This window comes from Sulfitobacter sp. KMM 9851 (genome assembly GCF_057178245.1).
This window is the reverse complement of sequence record NZ_CM169991.1, coordinates 2360760-2380480: the sequence shown is the minus strand read 5'-3', so window position 1 is coordinate 2380480 and position 19721 is coordinate 2360760. Positions and strand designations below refer to the sequence as shown.

The 19721-nt window shown below is 60.8% G+C and carries 20 protein-coding genes; 12 read left to right on the top strand and 8 right to left on the bottom strand.

Annotation, left to right across the window (positions count from 1 at the left end; translation table 11 throughout):
• Positions 1–30 precede the first annotated feature (30 nt).
• The 3 genes from AC1965_RS11770 to AC1965_RS11760 all read left to right on the top strand — a co-directional run bounded on the left by AC1965_RS11770 (position 31) and on the right by AC1965_RS11760 (position 2224).
• Complete coding sequence (locus AC1965_RS11770) at positions 31–711, top strand: TerB family tellurite resistance protein (RefSeq protein ID WP_483884062.1); 681 nt, start codon at positions 31–33, stop codon at positions 709–711.
• Positions 711–1733 carry an endonuclease/exonuclease/phosphatase family protein gene (locus AC1965_RS11765; RefSeq protein ID WP_483884061.1) on the top strand — a complete coding sequence of 341 codons (1023 nt, stop codon included), beginning with the start codon at positions 711–713 and terminating at the stop codon, positions 1731–1733. The genes AC1965_RS11770 and AC1965_RS11765 overlap by 1 nt, the downstream gene beginning before the upstream one ends.
• A gap of 122 nt (positions 1734–1855) precedes the next feature.
• Positions 1856–2224, top strand: coding sequence for a hypothetical protein (locus tag AC1965_RS11760; protein ID WP_483884060.1), 369 nt, complete (start codon positions 1856–1858; stop codon positions 2222–2224).
• On the opposite strand, the gene AC1965_RS11755 is transcribed toward AC1965_RS11760, so the two are convergent.
• The 5 genes from AC1965_RS11755 to AC1965_RS11735 form a co-directional block, all read right to left on the bottom strand.
• A complete protein-coding gene (locus tag AC1965_RS11755; RefSeq protein ID WP_483884059.1) occupies positions 2221–3798 on the bottom strand; it encodes a Ppx/GppA family phosphatase in 1578 nt (525 codons plus the stop codon). The genes AC1965_RS11760 and AC1965_RS11755 overlap by 4 nt on opposite strands.
• 86 nt (positions 3799–3884) lie before the next feature.
• On the bottom strand, positions 3885–6059 hold the full coding sequence (locus tag AC1965_RS11750; RefSeq protein WP_483884058.1) for an RNA degradosome polyphosphate kinase: 2175 nt from the start codon (positions 6057–6059) through the stop codon (positions 3885–3887).
• Positions 6060–6135: 76 nt separating this feature from the next.
• Positions 6136–6801 carry an HdaA/DnaA family protein gene (locus AC1965_RS11745; protein WP_483884057.1) on the bottom strand — a complete coding sequence of 222 codons (666 nt, stop codon included), beginning with the start codon at positions 6799–6801 and terminating at the stop codon, positions 6136–6138.
• A 1-nt stretch (position 6802) separates the two neighbouring features.
• The gene (locus AC1965_RS11740) at positions 6803–7885 is read right to left on the bottom strand and encodes an AI-2E family transporter (RefSeq protein WP_483884056.1); all 1083 of its coding nucleotides are present in this window, start codon (positions 7883–7885) and stop codon (positions 6803–6805) included.
• Positions 7886–7989: 104 nt separating this feature from the next.
• Positions 7990–9180 (bottom strand): multidrug effflux MFS transporter, encoded by a 1191-nt coding sequence (locus tag AC1965_RS11735; protein WP_483884055.1) that lies wholly within the window; start codon positions 9178–9180, stop codon positions 7990–7992.
• 186 nt (positions 9181–9366) lie between these two features.
• Between AC1965_RS11735 and AC1965_RS11730 the strand changes: the two genes are divergently transcribed.
• Positions 9367–10188, top strand: coding sequence for a sulfite exporter TauE/SafE family protein (locus AC1965_RS11730; RefSeq protein WP_483884054.1), 822 nt, complete (start codon positions 9367–9369; stop codon positions 10186–10188).
• 127 nt (positions 10189–10315) lie between these two features.
• Complete coding sequence (locus AC1965_RS11725) at positions 10316–10564, top strand: hypothetical protein (protein WP_483884053.1); 249 nt, start codon at positions 10316–10318, stop codon at positions 10562–10564.
• A gap of 13 nt (positions 10565–10577) precedes the next feature.
• Here the strand turns inward: AC1965_RS11725 and AC1965_RS11720 are convergent, their stop codons facing one another.
• The 3 genes from AC1965_RS11720 to ccmI are packed head-to-tail and all read right to left on the bottom strand — an operon-like array spanning position 10578 to position 12525.
• Positions 10578–10817, bottom strand: a complete 240-nt coding sequence (locus AC1965_RS11720; RefSeq protein ID WP_483884052.1) for a DUF1289 domain-containing protein — start codon at positions 10815–10817, stop codon at positions 10578–10580.
• Complete coding sequence (ruvX, locus tag AC1965_RS11715; protein WP_483884051.1) at positions 10814–11299, bottom strand: Holliday junction resolvase RuvX; 486 nt, start codon at positions 11297–11299, stop codon at positions 10814–10816. The genes AC1965_RS11720 and ruvX overlap by 4 nt, the downstream gene beginning before the upstream one ends.
• A complete protein-coding gene (gene ccmI, locus AC1965_RS11710; RefSeq protein WP_483884050.1) occupies positions 11296–12525 on the bottom strand; it encodes a c-type cytochrome biogenesis protein CcmI in 1230 nt (409 codons plus the stop codon). Before ccmI ends, ruvX begins: the two co-directional genes overlap by 4 nt.
• 190 nt (positions 12526–12715) lie before the next feature.
• On the opposite strand from ccmI, the gene AC1965_RS11705 reads away from it, so the two are divergent.
• From AC1965_RS11705 to AC1965_RS11675, 7 genes are all read left to right on the top strand, one after another.
• Entirely contained in the window at positions 12716–13960 is a 1245-nt protein-coding gene (locus AC1965_RS11705; RefSeq protein ID WP_483884049.1) for a sarcosine oxidase subunit beta family protein, read from the top strand.
• 103 nt (positions 13961–14063) lie between these two features.
• Positions 14064–14324, top strand: coding sequence for a hypothetical protein (locus tag AC1965_RS11700; protein WP_483884048.1), 261 nt, complete (start codon positions 14064–14066; stop codon positions 14322–14324).
• Positions 14325–14468: 144 nt separating this feature from the next.
• Positions 14469–14672 (top strand): hypothetical protein, encoded by a 204-nt coding sequence (locus AC1965_RS11695; protein ID WP_483884047.1) that lies wholly within the window; start codon positions 14469–14471, stop codon positions 14670–14672.
• Between the two features lie 81 nt (positions 14673–14753).
• Positions 14754–15083, top strand: coding sequence for a sarcosine oxidase subunit delta (locus tag AC1965_RS11690; protein WP_483884046.1), 330 nt, complete (start codon positions 14754–14756; stop codon positions 15081–15083).
• A 79-nt stretch (positions 15084–15162) separates the two neighbouring features.
• Positions 15163–18180 carry a sarcosine oxidase subunit alpha family protein gene (locus AC1965_RS11685; RefSeq protein ID WP_483884045.1) on the top strand — a complete coding sequence of 1006 codons (3018 nt, stop codon included), beginning with the start codon at positions 15163–15165 and terminating at the stop codon, positions 18178–18180.
• The gene (locus tag AC1965_RS11680; RefSeq protein ID WP_483884044.1) at positions 18173–18742 is read left to right on the top strand and encodes a sarcosine oxidase subunit gamma; all 570 of its coding nucleotides are present in this window, start codon (positions 18173–18175) and stop codon (positions 18740–18742) included. The genes AC1965_RS11685 and AC1965_RS11680 overlap by 8 nt, the downstream gene beginning before the upstream one ends.
• 193 nt (positions 18743–18935) lie before the next feature.
• Entirely contained in the window at positions 18936–19535 is a 600-nt protein-coding gene (locus tag AC1965_RS11675; RefSeq protein ID WP_483884043.1) for a superoxide dismutase, read from the top strand.
• Positions 19536–19721 lie beyond the last annotated feature (186 nt).

Genomic DNA, 19721 nt, shown 5'->3' with positions numbered 1-19721 from the left:
AAGGTGGTAGCGCAATCAAAAGGCTATCCCATGTCGATCTGGACCCGCATCACCGAGGCTTTGTCCGCCCTTGCAACTGGCGAAGGGCTGTCGGCGCTGTTTGACCGCTTGCGCACGCCGCCCGAACGCTCCGTCGCCTTTACCATTGCGGTGATCGCCTTGGGCGCCAAGATGGCCAAAGCTGACGGGCGTGTGACCCGCGATGAGGTGACGGCCTTTCGCGAGGTGTTTCAGATTGCCGAAGGTGACACGGCAGGTGCGGCGCGGGTGTTTGACCTCGCCCGACAGGACGTGGCCGGGTTCGACGACTATGCCCGCCGCATCGCCGCAATGTTCCGCGATCAGCCTGACATGTTGCGCGATCTGATCGAAGGCTTGTTTCACATTGCCATGGCCGATGGCATTTACCACCCCAATGAAAACGCGTTCCTAGAAGAGGTCGGTGGCATCTTTGGGCTCAGCGAGGATGAGTTTGCCTCCCTGCGGGCACGCTTTGTCCCTGACAGCTCGCCCCTGCCGCACACGGTGCTGGGCATCCCGCACACCGCCACCAAGGAAGAGGCGCGCGCGGCCTGGAGCCGACTGGTGCGCGCAAATCACCCCGATGCATTGGTGGCACGTGGCCTGCCGGAGGAAGCGATCAAGATGGCTGAAAAACGCATGATCGTCATCAACCGCGCCTGGGAAACCTTGTCTGGAAAACACGCCTGATGCGCATTGCCACATATAATGTGGAATGGTTTTCGGGACTGTTTGATCAGAATAACGAACTGTTCGACGACGGTGGCTGGTCGGGTCGTTACAACGTGACACGCGCGGCTCAGACAGCGGCGCTGGGGCGGGTGTTTCAGACGCTGGACGCAGATGCCGTGATGGTCATCGAAGCACCGGATCAGAGCCGCAAACAGTCGACGGTGCGTGCGCTGGAAGGTTTTGCTGCGCGGTTCGGCCTGCGCGCGCGCGAGGCGGTAATGGGGTATTCCAACGACACCCAGCAGGAAATAGCGCTGCTCTACGACCCCGGCAGCATCACCGCCAGACACGCGCCGGGCGGGGTGTTCTCGGGCCCGGATGGCGCCAGCGGCGCGCCGCGTTTCGACGGGGTGCTGCGCATTGATCTGGACATCGACGCCACCGAAGACCGTGTGGTCTTCTCCAAACCGCCGCTTGAACTGGCAGTGACCACGCGCAGCGGTTTTGCATTCCATATGATCGGCGCGCATCTGAAATCCAAGGCACCACATGGCGCCACATCTGATGCCGAGGCCATGACGTTCGGCATCGCCAATCGCCGCAAACAGCTGGCCCAGGCGATCTGGCTGCGCGCCCGTATCGAAACGCATCTGGCGGCGGGCACACCGTTGATGGTGATGGGAGATATGAACGACGGGCCGGGGCTTGATGAATTCGAAGACCTGTTTGGTCGGTCGTCGGTCGAGATCGTGCTGGGGCAGGGGTCGGCGGGGCTGTTTGATCCCCATGCCAAACAAGCACTCAGCCGACGGCTAGGGCCTGCGCCCACCACCGCGCGGTTCTGGATCAGGCCAGAGAAACGCTATCTGCAAGCGCTGCTCGATTATATCATGGTCACGCCAGATTTTCGCAAACGTGGCGCGCGCTGGCGGATTTGGCATCCTATGGATGACCCCGAGTGCTGGCACAACGCTGAGCTGCGCGACGCGCTCGTGACCGCTTCCGATCACTTTCCAGTCACGATTGATTTCGACGGCTGATCAAATTTCTATACTTTTCTGGGTCATAAATACCCTCGGGGGGTCCGGGGGGCTGGCCCCCCGGTAACGGGCATCTCGAAATTCACGCAGACATGCCCTATATTACCCGCATGACGCGCTTCATGCCCCTTATTGCCCTATGCACTCTGCTGCCAATCTCGGCAGCCGCGCAGGATTCTGACCCACCTGAGCGCGGCCTGTCCTTGATGGAGCGTGGCGCGCAGCTGTTTATGGAGGGCATCCTCAAGGAAATGGAGCCTGCGATCGACGGGGTTGAAAGCTTTGCCGATCAGATGGGCCCGGCGCTGCGTAATTTCGCCACCGAAATGGGGCCAAAGCTGACCGAGCTGTTCAGTCAGGTTGAGGACTGGAGCGCTTATGACGCCCCTGAGATGTTGCCAAACGGCGATATAATCATCCGTCGCAAGCCTGACCACCCGATGGTGCCCCCAGAGACACCTACCGAACCGGCACCGCAGATCGACCTTTAAGCCTTCTTGTCGGTCCGCACCGTCACCTCGGCGCCGAGCGAGGCCGCAAGTGAGTTCAGCCGCGCTTCTGCCACCTCACCATAGAGCGGCACCATGTCGGGCGTTAGCCAAAGCTCAAGCTGCTTTTTCTTGGGAAACCAACGCATTTCGCCGCGTTCTTCATGTTTGTTCATCCACAGCATCGCGCCAAATCGCATCGCCTTGCCCAGGACTTCCGCCTCCAGACGGGTCTTTTCATCGACCATGTCATACAGATCCTCGAACCGCGTATTTTCGCGCTTGTTGGAGTAGCGGTGCAGCAATGCCAGCCCCAGATAGATGCGCTCGGAGTGTTTCAGCCCCCCAAGGTTGGCGCGGGTGGCGTTGTCGAAACAGGTCTCGGCGCGGTAATCGGGATGGGCGCGCCAACTGACGTCATGCAGCAGGCAGGCGGCCTTGACCAGCCGTTTGCGGGCATGGGGCGCTGACCGATAGAGCGGTAGGATGAAGTTATACAGGATCTTGCCAAAGCCCGGCATACGCGCATCCTTGGCCTCGGCAAAGCGGCAGGCTTCGATCAGAGGATCACGGTCGCGCAGGCGCTGGGGCATCTGTTCATAAAGCATCCCTTCGCGGATACCGTAGCTGGATATCGCGATGTCCTTGGGCCGGAACGACTGCACCAGACGGCTCAATACTTCGGCGGCATAGGGGACCAGCGCCATCCGGGTTGACGACACGCCGCAAGCTGCGCGCAAGTCGTCCAGATCCGACTGCTGAATGAACTTGACCGTGGCGCTGACCGATCTGACCGTCATGCGGTATTCGTGCAGCACGTGCAGCGGATAGCCGCGCCGATACATGTCGATCCGTGCAATCGCTCGCCACGACCCGCCGACAAGAAACAGCCGGTCGCGCTGGGTGCCCATCTTGTCTTGCAGCCCGGTCATGACCTCTTTGATATGTGCGTTACGCGCCTTGGCACCGCCCTTGAGGTCGCGCAGCTTGAGCGGGCCAAGCTGCGATGACACCCGCCGCCCCACGCGCCCGCCGGAAATTTCGGCAAGTTCCATCGACGACCCGCCGATGTCGCAGACCAGACCGTAGGCACCGGGCCAGCCAAGCAGGACGCCCTGCGCCGACAGCCGCGCCTCTTCTTCGCCGTCAATCACCCAGATCCGCAGCCCGGTTTCGCGCAGCACATCGGCGCAGAATTCGCGCCCGTCGCTGGCATCGCGCACCGCCGCCGTTGCCACAACCGTCAGCTCAGACAGGCCCATGCCATCCGCCAGCTTTTGGAACCGCCGCATCGCTGACAAGGCGCGCCGCCGCCCGTCGGGCGACAGATGCCCGGTTTCGGCCATACCGGCACCCAAGGCGCACATGATCTTTTCGTTGTAAAAATACGCAGGCGAACGTGCCGCGCCATCAAACACCACCAAGCGGACAGAGTTCGAGCCGACATCGACGACGCCAACCCGCGCCAGCGCCCGCGCGCCGGGGTCTTCGAACAGTGGTTTGGCAAACAGCCCCAGATCGGCATGGCCGGTTTCAGGAACGCTCGGGGGAAGGGGGCTGTCGGTTTGCTCTGACATCACTGCTCCTGAGGGGCATCCATTTGCGGGCAAAGTGGCGCAGGGGGGCGGTGAGGTCAATTGCTAACCGGTCGGCAAAGCACGCATCAGTCCTCGGTATGGGTAAGCTTGGGCACATCCGACGCCCCCGCGCTGCCACGGCCAGATAGGGACGGGTTTTCCATAAAAAACCGATGGCAGTTAAACGCAAAAGTGCCCTCGGGGATCGGGTGCCGGGTGAACGTGCCGTCCGGCCCCATGACCCAACTTTGCGCCACGTCCGCCAGATTGGCCGCCATAATCTGACTGGTGATCTGCGCCTTCACGGTGGGGTTTTCGATCTCAACCAGCGTTTCCACGCGCCGTGTCAGGTTGCGGCCCATCCAGTCAGCGGACGAAATGAACACCCGCGCCTTTTTGTGTGGCAGCCCGTGACCGTTGCCAAAACAAACGATGCGCGAATGTTCCAGAAAACGGCCCACGATGGACTTCACCCGGATGTTCTCGCTTAGACCTTTGACACCGGGGCGCAGCCCGCAGATACCGCGCAGCACAAGGCTGATCTGGACACCGGCCTGGCTGGCCGCATAAAGCGCGTCAATCACCTCGTCGTCGATCAGCGCGTTCATTTTGGCCCAGATTTCGGCAGGCCGCCCGGCGCGGGCATGTTCGGCCTCGGCTGCGATCATGGACAGCAGGCGGGGTTTCAGTGTGGTGGGTGAAATCGCCAGATTGTCCAGATGTTCTGGTTGTGCATAGCCCGACAGGAAATTGAACACCTTTGTTGCATCGCGCCCCAGCTTTTGATCACAGGTAAACAGCGATAAATCGGTATAGATGCGTGCGGTAATCGGGTGGTAATTACCAGTTCCGTAATGGGTATAGGTTACCAGTTGGTTGCCCTCACGGCGCACCACGGTTGAGATTTTGGCGTGTGTTTTCAGATCAAGAAATCCGTAAACCACATGTGCGCCTGCGCGTTCCAGCCGCCGCGACTGTCGAATGTTGGCCGCCTCGTCAAAGCGCGCCTTGAGTTCGACCAGCGCGGTGACGGATTTGCCATCCTCCGCCGCTTCGCACAGCGCCTCGACAATCGGACTGTCGCGCGAGGTGCGGTAAAGTGTCTGTTTTATCGCCACCACATCCGGGTCGCGTGCAGCCTGATTCAGGAACCGCACAACCATGTCAAATGTCTCGTACGGGTGGTGAAGCAGCATGTCCTTGTGCCGGATCGCGGCAAACATATCGCCATCATGGTCCGACACCCGTTCCGGTACGCGCGGCGTGAACTGCGGCCAAAGCAGATCAGGCCGGGCATCGGTGACAAGCTCTGACAAGCTGTTGACCCCGATCATGCCATCAATTTCGATCACATCCTCTGGGCGCACGCGCAATTCGCGCATCACCACGGATTTCAATTTTTCCGGCGCGCCCGCTGAATGGGTCAGCCGCACAACCTCGCCCCGGCGGCGGCGTTTCAGCGCCACCTCGAACTCGCGCACCAGGTCTTCGGCCTCGTCCTCGACCTCAAGATCGCTGTCGCGCAGCACGCGGAATTCAAAATGCGCCTTCAGTTTGTAGCCCGGAAACAGCCCCGGCACGTTGATCAGCAGCAGGTCTTCCATCGGGAGGTAACGCAGACCCCCGTTCTGCGCGGGCAGGGCGACAAAGCGGTCGATCTGCGCCGGGATCGGCAGCAGCGCCTGTAAAGGGCGTTTGTCGCGTTCACGCTCCAACTGAAGGGCCAGCACATAGCCGGTGTTGGGAATGAAGGGAAAGGGGTGCGCCGGGTCAATCGCCAGCGGCGACAACACGGCAAACACCTGATTTAGAAAGACATCATCGAGGTATTTGAGATCGTCCGGTGTCAGATCCTTGGCGCGTTCCAGCATGATGTTCTGGGCGTCCATTTCCGCCATCAGATCGACCAGCACCCGCTGCTGATTCAACATCAATTCGCGCGCGTCCTCGTTGATCAGCACCAGTTGTTCCGCCGGGGTCAGCCCGTCAGAGGCCGGGGTGGTATTGCCCGCCTGGGCCAGTTCGCGCAGACCCGCAACGCGCACGGTATAGAACTCATCCAGATTGCCCGCCGAGATTGACAGGAACCGCAGCCGTTCCAATAGCGGGACGCGCGGGTTTTCCGCCTCTTCCAACACGCGCCAGTTAAACGCCAGCCAGCTCAACTCGCGGTTGAAAAAGCGGCCGGTTCCGGTGATGTCCAGATCGGGCAGGTCGGTCGCGGGCGGAAATGCCGCCTCAAGGAAATCGGCTTGGGTCATGGGGGCCTTATGGCGTTGGAATGTAACGGGTTTGCGACAGGATCGCGCCCTTGCCCCTATTACACGCCGGAGGCGCTCAGATGTCCAGCACTTGCGCCGCCAGCACCCGTGTCAGGGGCCGTTGCAATGCCAGACTGGCAGCATCCAGCCGGTCAACCAGCGCAATCGCCGCGGCAAAAGACCGGTCCATCCGGGTCAACAGATAGGGGATCAGATCGGGTTTGGGTGTCAACTGTCGGTCGGCCAGAAGCTTGACCAGCAGCAGCGACAGCAGCGCATCATCTGGTGCCTCCATTGCCACCGACGTCGCCCCTTGCATCCGGCTGACCAGGTCGGGCAGCGTCAGCCCCCAATGCGCCACAGCACCCGTACCCGTCAGCAGCAAGGCGTGGCCTTCGGCCAGTACCAGGTTGTGCAGGTGAAACAGTGCGGTTTGTGAGTTGGCGTCATCTGCGATCTGCGGCACGTCCTCTACCGCGATGTTTGCGTGGGCGAGGCTGGGAATATCGGCCCGCGCCAAATCTGTCGCAGCGATGATCTGTGCGTCGGCCATATCGGCCCAGACGTGGGTTAGATGTGTTTTGCCGGACCCTTGCGGCCCGGTCAGCGCCAGCTTGCCGCCCGCCCAGCCTTGCCAGTGGTCGATCATTGCCATCGCCATGGCGTTCGACGGCGCCACGAAAAACGCGTCGCGCCCCAAGGCCGTGCGGCTGGGCAGGTTCAGGCCAAGCTGCTGTGCCATCTCAGGTGATATCCTCGTCCACCGTGGTCCGGGTGTCGCTGCCTTGATACAGCAGGCTTAGGCGGTACTGCTCGACGGCAAACCGCGCAATGACGCCGATTGCAGCGGCCACCGGCACCGCCACAAGCATACCGACAAAGCCAAAGAGCGTGCCAAAGACCGACAGCGCCAGCAGCAGCCAGACGGGGTGGAGCCCCACTGAATTGCCCACCAGTTTGGGCGTCAGGAAGTTGCCTTCGATCACCTGACCCAGCGCAAAGATACCAGCAACCAGACCAATCGACACCCAGTCGCCCCAGAACTGAAACAATGCCAGTCCGATGGCCAATGCCCCCCCGATCAACGCCCCCAGATAGGGGATAAACGTGACCAGCCCGGCGATGAACCCGACAATCAGCCCGAACTGCAACCCCACGATCATCAGCGCGATGGCGTAATAGCTGCCCAAGATCAGGCAGACCGTGCCCATGCCACGCACAAAGGACGCCAGTGTGCTGTCAATTTCGCCGGCAAGACGGCGCAGGGTGGGGGCATGATCGCGCGGCAGCAAGCGGTCAACGGCGGCGACCATCCGGTCCCAATCCAGCAGCAGATAGACTGCCACCACAGGCACGATGACAAACAACAACATGATATTGAGCAATGACGCAAACGACGCCAGCGCGGTCTGCAACACCTGTCCGCCGCGTTCTTGGATCGTGCTGCCCAGCGTGGTCAGTGAGGCGCGCAGCGTCGATCCTTCGTCCAGCAGAGATGGGAAGCGGTCGGTCAGAAAGGTGGTGAAATTCCGCGTCAGTTGGGGGGCAGTTTCAAACAGGCTTACCGCCTGATTAACCAGAGTTGGAATAACCAGCAGCGCCATGACGACAAACATGCAAATCGCAAAAACGGTGATCATCGCGGTGGCCATGACACGGCTCAGGCCCATGCGTTCCAGCCGGTCGGCCACAGGATCGAGGAAATAGGCAATCGCCCCGCCCAGCAGGAACGGCAGCAGCACATCCCCCATGAACCACAGCACGATGAGAAAGAAAGCGGCGGCGACGCCCCAGTATTTCAATTGGTCTCGTATCGGCAGGGCCATGGGCATATCTCCGCTTGGGTCTCATATCACATCGCCGATGTGGCCCCGCGTTTCAAGGGAAGGTTGCGGCGAGGGGGCGGCATTGGCCGCCCGCCTCTGACTGGCTATTCGGTGATATGCACCACGACCGTTCGTGGCCGCAGCAAGATCAGCGTCAGCGCGGCGGCGACCAGCCCGCAGGCGGCAATCGCGCCCAGCATCGGTACAACTGTACCGTCAAAGACCAGACCCGCGAGCGCAATCGACAGCCCGCCCGCCAGCATCTGCAATGTGCCTCCCAACGAGGATGCCAGTCCCGCGATGTCGCCGTGATCGTCCAGTGCCACTACCATCACCGTGGGGATCACGACGCCCAGGCAGGCGTTGGCACAAAAGAGCGCTGCGATCACCAGATAGAGACCCGGATCGCTGGCCAACGACAGCAGGAAGATTGCCGAGGTGAACAGCACGAAACCGGCCACCCCACGTCGCACCAGCCGCCGCATGCCCCAACGTTCACCCAGCCAGCCTGCCAGTTGCGACGCCGAGAAAAAGCCGATGGCGTTGACCGCAAAGGCCACGGAAAACCCAGTTGGCCCCAGCCCGTATTGTCCGGTGTAGACGAATGGTGCAAAGGCGATAAAGACAAAGAAAGATCCCATCGCAAATCCGCCGATAAAGGTCAGCCCCATGAAGATCGGATCGCGCACCAACATGCCCGCGCCGCGCATGAGGTTTGGCAGGTTTACCCGCACCCGCGCCGATTTTGGCAGGGTTTCGGGCTGTGCGACCACGGTCAACACCAGCGCCGCCACCGCCAGGATCCCCAATATGGCAAAGATCCAGCGCCAATCGGCCAGCGCCAACACGATACTGCCCGCCAGCGGCGCCAGCATCGGCGAGATCGAGATCACCAGCATCAGCATCGCCATCAGCCGCGTGGCCTGAGTACCGGTGTACATATCACGGATGATCGCGCGCGGCACCACCATCAACACTGCGCCGCCAAAACCTTGTAATGCGCGCCAGCCGGTCAGTGCCTCAATCGTCGGGGCAAAGGCCGCGCCAAAGGATGCAATGATAAATATCGCCAGACCGAACAGGATCGGCACCTTGCGCCCGACCTGATCGGCCCAGGGGCCATAGATCAGCTGCGCCAGGCCAAAGGCGATGAAATAGGCGGTGATCGTCGCCTGAACGGCGGTCTCAGAGGTGCCGAACCCCGCGGCAATGGCCGGCATGGCGGGCAGGTACATATCAATTGCAAAAGGGCCAACCAGCCCCAAAAGCCCCAGAATAAGTGCGGATCGTAACATGGGGTGTCCCTTCAAATGGCATGGTGTACCCAGCCGCGTGGTGGCTGTCTGGCCAGTCGGGCAAAGCTTGGTCACGTGGGGCGGTCCTAAACCGATCTGTTCACTTTGAAAAGGCACATCGCGCCCGGTCTTGCGTCCCCTTCAGGAATGCGGTCAATAAGCTGACACTTTCCGACAGGAGCCCCCATGCCCGAACTGACCGAATTCCTGCCCATGTTGGCACTGATTGCCCTGATCGGGGCCTTTGCCGGGGTATTGGCCGGGCTGCTGGGCGTGGGCGGTGGCATTGTCCTTGTCCCCGCGTTTTTCTATGCGTTTCAGACGCTTGGCTATGATGGGCCACAGCTGATGCAGATTTGTCTGGCGACGTCGCTGGCCACCATCATCGTTACATCTGCCCGGTCGGTTCATGCCCATAACAAGAAAGGTGCCGTCGATTGGCAGATCCTGCGCACCTGGGCCCCTGGCATCGTGATCGGATCGGTACTGGGGATGTTGCTGGTGGCGCAGTTGCGCACCACAACCCTGCAGGCGATCTTTGGCGGATTGGCCCTGATCGTAGGTCTTTATATGGGATTTGGGCGTAGCCACTGGCGGTTGGGGCAGGCGATGCCCACCGGCCTTGCGCGGGCCTCACTGTCACCTGCCGTCGGCTTTTTGTCAGTGCTGATGGGCATCGGCGGTGGCAGCTTTGGTGTGCCATTGATGAGCCTCTTTGCCACGCCGATCCACCGCGCTGTTGCCACCGCTGCGGGCTTTGGCCTGTTGATCGCCGTGCCGTCGGTGATCGGGTTTCTGTTTGTTGACATTGCCAGCAACCGACCGCCCTTTACTCTGGGCGCGGTCAACCTCGTGGCTTTTGTCGTCGTCATCACCATGACCCTGATCACCGCCCCCTGGGGGGTACGCTTGGCCCATGCAATGGACCCAAAACCCCTGAAACGTGTCTTTGCCGTATTTCTGGTGCTGGTGGCGCTGAACATGCTGCGCAAGGCGCTCTGGGGCTAGGGCACGAAGGGGCCGAAGCCGCTACAATTTCACCAATCTTCGGACAAAGTTCATAAACTTGCCTCATTGTCGCCACATCCGGCGTCATACTGCAGGTAGGAAATTTGATAGAATCGGACATGGGAACATGGGAATCAAACAGACCAATTCGATCATTCTGACCGGACCGCATGACCAGCTGGCCTATTGGAAACCGCAGCGTGACGGCAGACGCGCCTTTCGCTTCGACGGCATGTTTACCCGTGAGACCCGGCTGTCCTTTGCCCGCGTGTCACCCTTTGCCGCCAACGGCAACCACGCCCCAAAGGGGCGCGATGGTGCCAATACCAGCGATTGCGCGTTGATTTTCCTGCATCACATCGCGATGGGCGGCTAGGCCCGACAATCGCTCAATCGCCCCGGCGCGCCATACGTGCCGCGCGCCCGCCACGCCGCTTTGAAAACGCCCCGGCACGGCCCGGCAACTCTGCCATCACGGCGCGACGTTCGGCATCGCTCATCCGTGACCAGCTGCCAATCTCATCAATCGACCGCAGACATCCTGTGCACAGTCGGGATTCGGGATGCACCACACAGATCTTGATGCAGGGGCTCTGCACCTCATCACGTTTCCAAACCTCGTCGTTCATGCCCGGTCCTTTGCTGCGCGCAGAACCTGCAAGCGGTCCAGCACACCTTGCAAGATAAACCCAGCGGCCACGTGATCAATGACCTCAGCGCGACGCTTGCGTGACGTATCCGCCTCCAGCAGGGCGCGTTCGGCGGCCACGGTCGACAGGCGTTCGTCCCAAAAGGTAATTGGCAGCGGCGTGATCCGGTCGAAATTGCGCGCAAAGGCGCGGGTCGACTGGCACCGCGCGCCCTCTGATCCATCCATATTACGCGGCAGGCCAAGCACGAGCCCACCAATTCGCCGCGCCGCGATAATCTCGGCCAGACGCGCGGCATCAAGCCCGAACTTGCGCCGCCGCACGGTTTCCAGCGGAGTTGCGACACTCAGAAAACTGTCGCTGACGGCCACGCCGATGGTCTTTTCCCCCAGATCAAGCCCGATCAACGCCTGCATCGGCGGCAGTTGAGCCGCAAATTCCGCGACATCGTCAAAGATCATTCGGCCACCCCGGCGCGTTCGCCCGCAGCGCGGATCATGTCGATCGCACCCGCATCCCCGGCAAAGACCTCAAGCGCGTTTTCATATATCGCGAGCGCCTGCACAGTATTGCCTAGCACCCCGTAAGAGCTGATCAGCCGCGCCCAATCCTGCGGGGGGCCGCCTTCGCTTGCCAGACGGTCGGACAGGCCTGCGACCATCCCGCCGATCATCTCCATCCGCGCCTCGGTGTCCATTTCGGCGGCCGCTTCGATATCGGCGGTGCTGGGGCCCTTGGCCATAGCGCCATTGCCGATCTCGGGCAGGCTGTAATCCACACCAGCCAGGGTGGCGACCGGCATGATCTGTCCGCGGATCGGTTCAATCCAGGGTGCGTCTGGGGGCCCGGCGCGCAGCAAACGATCCCATAGGCGGAACCCGATATCGGGCCGCCCGGTCTGCACCATCATCAACCCCATGTAGTAACGCGCGCGGCCGTCCTCGACATCCTGCGCCAAGACCGCGCGAAACGCCGTTTCCGCCTCGGGCGAGACATATCCGCCCGCGGCCAGCACCAGCAACTCGGCGTAATCACCCAGATCACCGGGGGTCACTTTGGCGCCCTTCAACTTTAGCACAGTTTCCTGCGCCTTAGCGGCATCGGAGAAATTGCCCAGCCGCGCCTCGTTTTGGGCCAGCAGCAGATGCCCTTGCATGTCGTCAGGCCGCGCCGCCACTGTTTTGCGCAATTGTGCCACCAACGACAGGTATTGCTCCGTTTGCTCGTCAGTAGACGGGGCTTTGGGCATCCCTGCTTCTGCTGTCTGTTGGTCGGGGCGTTCCTTGCGCAACTGCTCGGCAAAGGCGATGCGATCGGCCAGCGCCAGATCGCCGTAGCCCGGCTGACCCAGCATGTAATAAAGCCCCAGCGACCCAACCAGCAAGACGCCCGCAAAGGCTCCCAGCAGTATCGCGGACGGGCGCACGCCCCGACCTGCGGCCTGGCGCTGCGTTGCATCGGCGGCCAGAATACGCCGCGAAATCTCGGTTCGTACCCGTGTGGCATCGGCCTCGGCCACCACGCCGCGCGCGACGTCTCGGTCCACCTCGGCCAATTGATCGCGATAGATGCGTAGGTCATAATCGGATTGGTCGGGCAGGGGGGCGTCTGCCCCGCGCAGCATGGCGCGCACGATCAGCCCAGCAACGAGGGCGGCCATAGCGGCAGAGATGATCCAGAATGTCATGAACCCTACCTAACCTTTGCCCCGCCCCGACAAAAGACCACATCACATCCCTGCGGCAATTTAGATCAATTTCGACACATGTCGCAAAACTGCCAAATAGTGCCGTGGTGGTCATTCCAATTGTTCGGCACTACCCTCAAAAACGACAGCAGCCGCCCCGCGGTGCGAATCCATGCCGGGAACCCAGAAGATGAAGAAATATTCCGTTTTTGCCGTGGCCCGCGAGGCAATGCGCCACCACACAGGATGGCAACGTGCCTGGCGCGATGCCCAGCCGAAAAAACGCTATGACGTGATCATCGTGGGTGCGGGCGGGCATGGTCTGGCCACGGCGTACTATCTGGGCAAGAATTTCGGCATCACCAATGTCGCGATCCTGGAAAAAGGCTGGCTTGGCGGTGGCAACACCGGGCGTAACACCACAATCATCCGCTCGAATTACCTCCAAGATCCCTCTGCCGCGATCTACGAAAAGGCGCGCAGCTTGTACGAGACCATGAGCCAGGATTTGAACTACAACGTGATGTTCAGCCCGCGTGGCGTAATCATGTTGGCACAGACCGAACACGAGGTACGCGGCTATAAACGCACCGCCCATGCCAACGCCCTGCAGGGCGTGCCGACCGAATTTATTTCGCCCGACCGGGTGAAGCAATTGGTCCCGATCATCAACCTTGAGGGACCGCGCTATCCTGTGTTGGGGGGCCTGTGGCAGGCGCGCGGTGGCACAGCGCGCCACGATGCTGTCGCCTGGGGCTATGCGCGGGCCTGTTCTGATATGGGGATGGATATCATCCAGCGCTGCGAAGTCACCGGTATCCGGCAGACAGGCGGCAAGGTCACGGGCGTCACGACCAACCGAGGTGAAATTGACTGCGACAAACTGGGTGTGGTCGTGGCCGGCCATTCGGGGCATCTGGCCGATATGGCCGGGTTCCGACTGCCGATCGAATCCGTGGCGCTTCAGGCGCTGGTGTCCGAGCCGATCAAGCCCTGCATGGACGTGGTTGTGATGGCGAACACCGTGCACGGCTACATGAGCCAGTCCGACAAGGGCGAAATGGTCATCGGCGGCGGCACCGACGGTTACAACAACTACACCCAACGTGGCAGCTTTCACCATATCGAGGAAACCGTGCGCGCGTTGGTCGAGACTTTCCCCATGGTGTCACGCCTGAAAATGCTGCGGCAATGGGGCGGTATTGTCGATGTCACTGGGGACCGATCCCCGATCCTGTCGACCACACCGGTCGATGGCGTCTTTGTAAACTGCGGCTGGGGCACCGGCGGGTTCAAGGCGATCCCCGGCTCGGGCTGGGGCTTTGCCGAGCTGATGGCGAAAGGCCGCTCGCCGCTCACTGATGCCTTCGGGCTGAACCGTTTTCAAGAAGGCCGTTTTATTGACGAATCTGTGGCCGCCGGGGTGGCGCATTGATGTTGCCTATCTGCCACATCGATGCAGGCGCGATAATCACGCGGAACCAATTGCCGCGTGACGGCGTTGCACGTGCAGAACACCACAATATTGGAGCTGCACAATGGCGAACACTGATCACAACACATCCGACCACACAACCACAACCACCACAACCAATTCCGGCGGTGGCAGCGGTATGGCCTTCATCCTGGGCGGCGTTGTTGTCGTTCTTGCGGTTCTGGCCTACTTCATCTTTGGTGGTGCAGATGTTGGCAGCACAAGCGACGTTAACATCAGCGTCGAAGGCGCGGGCGAAAGTGCCGCTGGTGCCGTTGAAGGCGCCGCAGAAGGTGCTGCTGACGCGGTCACACCAACCGAATAAGACGACAGTCATTACGTTAAAGAGTTTTCGGGTCGGCCCTATAGGGTCGGCCCACTTCCGCTTGAAACAAGGGTGTGCGCAGCAATTTCTTGCGCGGCCCGCCGTTTCAGCCACACTCACCCGTGCAACCCACGAGGTGTTTCCATGGCAAAAAAACCCTTCCTTGACGGTCGTACCCGCAACCGCGGTCTCTGGCTGGCGCTTGCGGTGCTTGGCGTATTTGTCGTCGGCATGGCACTGCTGGGCAATTCCTTTGGCCCGGATGATGCAACTGTCGCTGATCCCGACGCCGTACCAGCCAGCCCGGCTGCCGATGACAGCAGCGCGGCCCCTGCACCCAGCAACTGACCGCCACCCAATGTCGGTCAATCGCCCCGCGCCCCGCGCGATGGGCGCCTTTCGCACGTCCGCCACGAACGGAGCTTTTCCATGCTGATCCTAACTTGCCCCTGCTGCAACATCACCGCTGAAGAAACAGAATTCCATGGCGGTGGCGAAGCGCATCTGACGCGTTTTGGGCCTGACTCTTCCGATCAGGACTTTGAAAAGTATCTGTTCATGCGCGAGAATCCTAAAGGCGTGCATCTGGAACGCTGGCGTCATGTCAACGGCTGCGGCAAGTGGTTCCACGTCGCCCGCGACACCACCACGCTTGAGGTTTTCGGCAGCTATTCGGCCCAGACCACCACGCCGCCCGACCATATCCGCGCCGCGATCAGCGAAAAACGTCCCGGCTGGGCATGGCGCGAATTTAGCTGACTGCATCCCGTTTCGTTTCGCCCGATATACTTCCGCCGGAGGCCCCTCACAGCCTCCACCAGATCCAAGGTTTGACACCATGAGCACACGACTGGCCACAGGCGGACGCCTGCTGAACAAATCCCAGCCGCTGAATTTTACTTTCAACGGCAAACAGATGCGCGGCTACGAAGGGGATACGTTGGCTTCGGCGCTGCTGGCCAACGACCAGATGTTGGTGGGCCGTTCGTTTAAGTATCACCGCCCGCGTGGCATCGTGGCGGCTGGACCCGAGGAACCCAACGGTCTGGTAAACCTCGGCACCGAGGGCAGGTTTGAGCCTAACCAACGCGTCACCACCACCGACCTTTTTGATGGCTTGCAAGCCGAAAGCCAGAACCACTGGCCCAGCCTCGAATTCGATGTAGGCGCGATCAATAAACACCTCAGCCGCTTCTTGCCCGCCGGTTTTTACTACAAGATGTTCATGTATCCCCGCGCGGCGTGGAAACATGTCTACGAGCCGATCATCCGTCATTCTGCTGGCCTGGGCAAAGCGCCAAAATCCACCGACCAAGACACCTACGAACATTTCTACGCCTTTTGCGATGTTCTGGTGGTCGGCGGCGGCGTCGCGGGGCTTCAGGCGGCTTTGGCTGCGGGTAAAAGCGGCGCGCGGGTAATCTTGCTTGAACAGACGGCCCATTGGGGCGGGCGTGCGCTAGTTGATGGTGGCACCGTCGATGGTGCGCCTGTGGACAGCTTTGTCGATCAAACCATTGCTGAACTCTCGGCGATGGACAACGTCCAGATGCGCAACCGGACGATGGGGGCAGGGGTCTATGACCACGGATATGTTCTGGGCTATGAGCGGCTGACCGATCATGCCCCGGATGCAGCGGGTCCGCGCCACCGTCTGTGGCGCATTCGCGCAGGCCATGTCATCACCGCCACCGGCGCGATCGAACGTCCGCTGAGCTTTGCAGGGAACGACGTGCCGGGTGTCATGCTCGCTGCCGCCGTGCGCGACTATGTGGTCAATTTTGGGGTGTCGCCCGGCGACCGCACGGTGGTCGTCACCAACAACGACAATGCTTACCTCACCGCAATTACGTTGAAACATGCAGGGCTCGACGTGCCGGCCATCGTCGACGCGCGGGTTTTGCCACAAGACACACAGCTGATCACACAGGCCAAGGCGCTCGGCATCCGCGTGTTGATGGGGCAGGCCATCGCGTCCGTTCAAGGTGGCAAACGCGTCACGGGTGTCGCAATTTGCAGCCAAGCAGGCGAAGGCGCGGTGCTGGAAGAGATTTCATGCGATGTCGTGGCCATGTCCGGCGGCTGGTCCCCTGTGGTGCATCTGTGGTCGCATTGCGGCGGCAAACTGCGCTGGGACACCGCCCATGGTTGCTTTTCGCCAGATGTAGATAATCCACCCAAAGGGGCAGACGGGCTCGGCTTTGTCACCGCCGCAGGGGCCGCCGCTGGGGTTTTCCCGCTCGACGACGTGCTGCATGATGCACATGCCGCTGCTGACGGGGTGGCAACCTCGCTGGGCTTCAGACTGCCCGCCGATGCCCGCTCCCCAGAGGCCGAACGCCGCGAAGAAGCGCCGATGGCCCCCGTCTGGCTGATGCCGCAAGGCGCAAACACCAAACTGCGCGAAAAGACGTGGCTTGATTATCAGAACGATGTGAAAGTGTCCGACGTGCGCCTTGCCGCGCAGGAAGGGTTCGTATCGGTCGAACATGCTAAACGCTATACCACGCTGGGCATGGCCACGGATCAGGGCAAGCTTAGCAACATCAACGGTCTCGCGACCCTCGCAGGCGCGCTCGATACCGACATCCCATCAGTTGGCACCACGACGTTCCGCCCGCCCTATCACCCCATTTCCATGGGCGCGATCGGCGGCGAGGCGCGCGGTGATACGTTCCAGCCTCTGCGCCGCACGCCGATGCACGATTGGCACGACACCCACGGCGCCGTCTGGGAACCTGTGGGCCACTGGCGTCGCCCCTATGCCTATGTGCAAGGCGCTGAATCCACCCATGATGCGGTGATGCGCGAAGTTACCAACACACGCGAGAACCTTGGTCTGCTTGACGCATCGACCCTGGGCAAGATCATCGTCAAAGGGCCCGACGCGGGCCGTTTCCTCGACATGATGTACACCAATATGATGTCGACGCTGAAACCGGGCAAATGCCGCTACGGGCTGATGTGTAGTGAAAACGGATTTCTGATCGACGACGGTGTCGTTGCGCGCATTGATGATGACACGTTCCTCTGTCACACGACCACCGGCGGAGCAGAGCGTATCCATGCCCACATGGAAGAATGGCTACAGACCGAATGGTGGGATTGGAACGTCTATGTCGCCAACGTCACCGAACAATACGCGCAGATCGCCGTGGTTGGCCCCAATGCCCGAAAATGCCTCGAAAAACTCGGCGGCATGGACCTTGGCAAAGAGGCGCTGGCGTTTATGGAATGGGCGGATGGTACGTTGGGCGGCTTCAACGTGCGCGTGTACCGCATCTCCTTCTCGGGCGAACTCAGCTATGAAATCGCGGTCGACGCCAGCCACGGACAGGCGTTCTGGGATGCGTTGATGGTGGCCGGGCATGATCTTGGCGTGATGCCCTACGGCACCGAATGTCTGCATATCCTGCGCGCCGAAAAGGGCTTTATCATGATCGGGGATGAAAGCGACGGCACCGTGATTCCTCAGGATTTGGGCCTGCACTGGGCAATCTCGAAAAAGAAAGAGGACTATCTGGGTAAACGCGCCCACGCCCGCAGTCACATGACCGACCCGACCCGCTGGCAGCTTGTCGGGCTGGAAACCACCGACGGTTCAACCCTGCCAGACGGCGCCTATGCGCTGGGTGACGGGGTGAACGAAAACGGCCAGAAAATCACCATCGGCCGTGTCACCTCGACCTACCATTCGCCGACATTGGACCGGGGGATTGCCATGGGTCTGGTGCTGAACGGGCCGGACCGTATGGGCGAGGTACTGACCTTTCCCGGCACGGACGGAAAAACCTATGAGGCGAAGATCGTCGATCCCGTCTTTTACGACCGCGACGGGGAAAAACAGAATGTCTGAACCAGTAACAGCCCTGAAAAACGCCAGCTACAGCGCTGGCATCGCCGAGATCACCGAGGTCGGCCCGCTTGGTATGATCACCCTGCGCGGCGATCTGTCGGCCTCCGCCCTGCGCAAGGCGGCCACCAGCGTTGCAGGCACCGATTTTCCCGCCGACAATCGCTGCACCAGCGCCGACGATAGGGGCATTGCATGGATGTCACCCGACGAACTTTTGGTCATGTGTCCCTACGACGAGGTCGAATCCAGCCTCGCCATGCTGCATAAGAAAGCCGCCAAACTTCATATGTTGGCGGTCAATGTGTCGGACGCGCGCGCGGTCTTTCGTGTCTCAGGCCCCCATGCGCGCGAGGTCATGGCCAAACTCGCCCCCGTCGATCTGGCCCCTGACCAATTCACCCCCGGCATGTTCCGCCGCACCCGTATGGCGCAGGTGCCTGCCGCTTTCTGGATGCGTGACGAGACGACCTTTCAGGTGATCTGCTTCCGCTCTGTCGCGCAGTATATGTTCGACTTGCTCAAAATTGCCGTACAGCCTGGTTCCGAAGTGGGACATTTCTGAGGACTGCCTGCTTTTTCGGGTCTTAAATACCCTCGGGGGGTGACGCCGCAGGCGTCGGGGGGCAGCGCCCCCGATGAAACCTATCGGCGATTGCACGGAACACTTGGTATTATCAAGCGTTGAACCTTGACCTCGGCGCCTGATGCACATCAAGTGGCCCGGTGTGAAATTCCCAATTCAGGAGGCCCAAATCATGGCTTTTCAACTTCCCGATCTTCCTTATGCCCACGACGCCCTTGCCGCCAAAGGCATGTCCAAGGAAACCTTGGAATACCACCACGACAAGCACCACAACGCCTATGTCACCAACGGCAACAAGGCGATTGAAGGCACCGAATGGGAGGGCAAGTCCCTCGAAGAGATCATCAAAGGCACCTATGATCCCAAGGCCGTCGGCCAAAACGGCATCTTCAACAACATCAGCCAGCTTTGGAACCACAACCAGTTTTGGGAGATGATGGGCCCGAACGACAGCAAAATGCCCGGCGAGCTTGAAAAAGCCATCACCGACAGCTTCGGCTCCGTTGACAAGTTCAAGGACGAATTCAAAGCCGCAGGCGCGGGCCAGTTCGGCTCCGGCTGGGCTTGGTTGGTCAAAGACACCGATGGCGGCCTGAAGGTCACGAAAACCGAAAACGGCGTGAACCCCGTCTGCTTCGGCCAGACCGCACTGCTGGGCTGCGATGTTTGGGAACACTCCTACTATATCGACTTCCGCAACGCGCGCCCTGACTACCTGACCAACTTCCTCGACAAGTTGGTAAACTGGGAAAACGTCGCCTCGCGTCTGTAACACCTGACGCGCTAGAAACGACCGCCGCGCCTGTTTGTGGCGCGGCTCTCCCAGTCACCGACGCGTTCGGCTTTGCCGTCCGCTGGGTAAACTGGGAAAACGTGGCGTCCCGCCTGTAACACTTAAACGTGATAAACGATGGCTGCGCGTGTCTATGGCGCAGCACTGATCGCTTGAAGAATACAA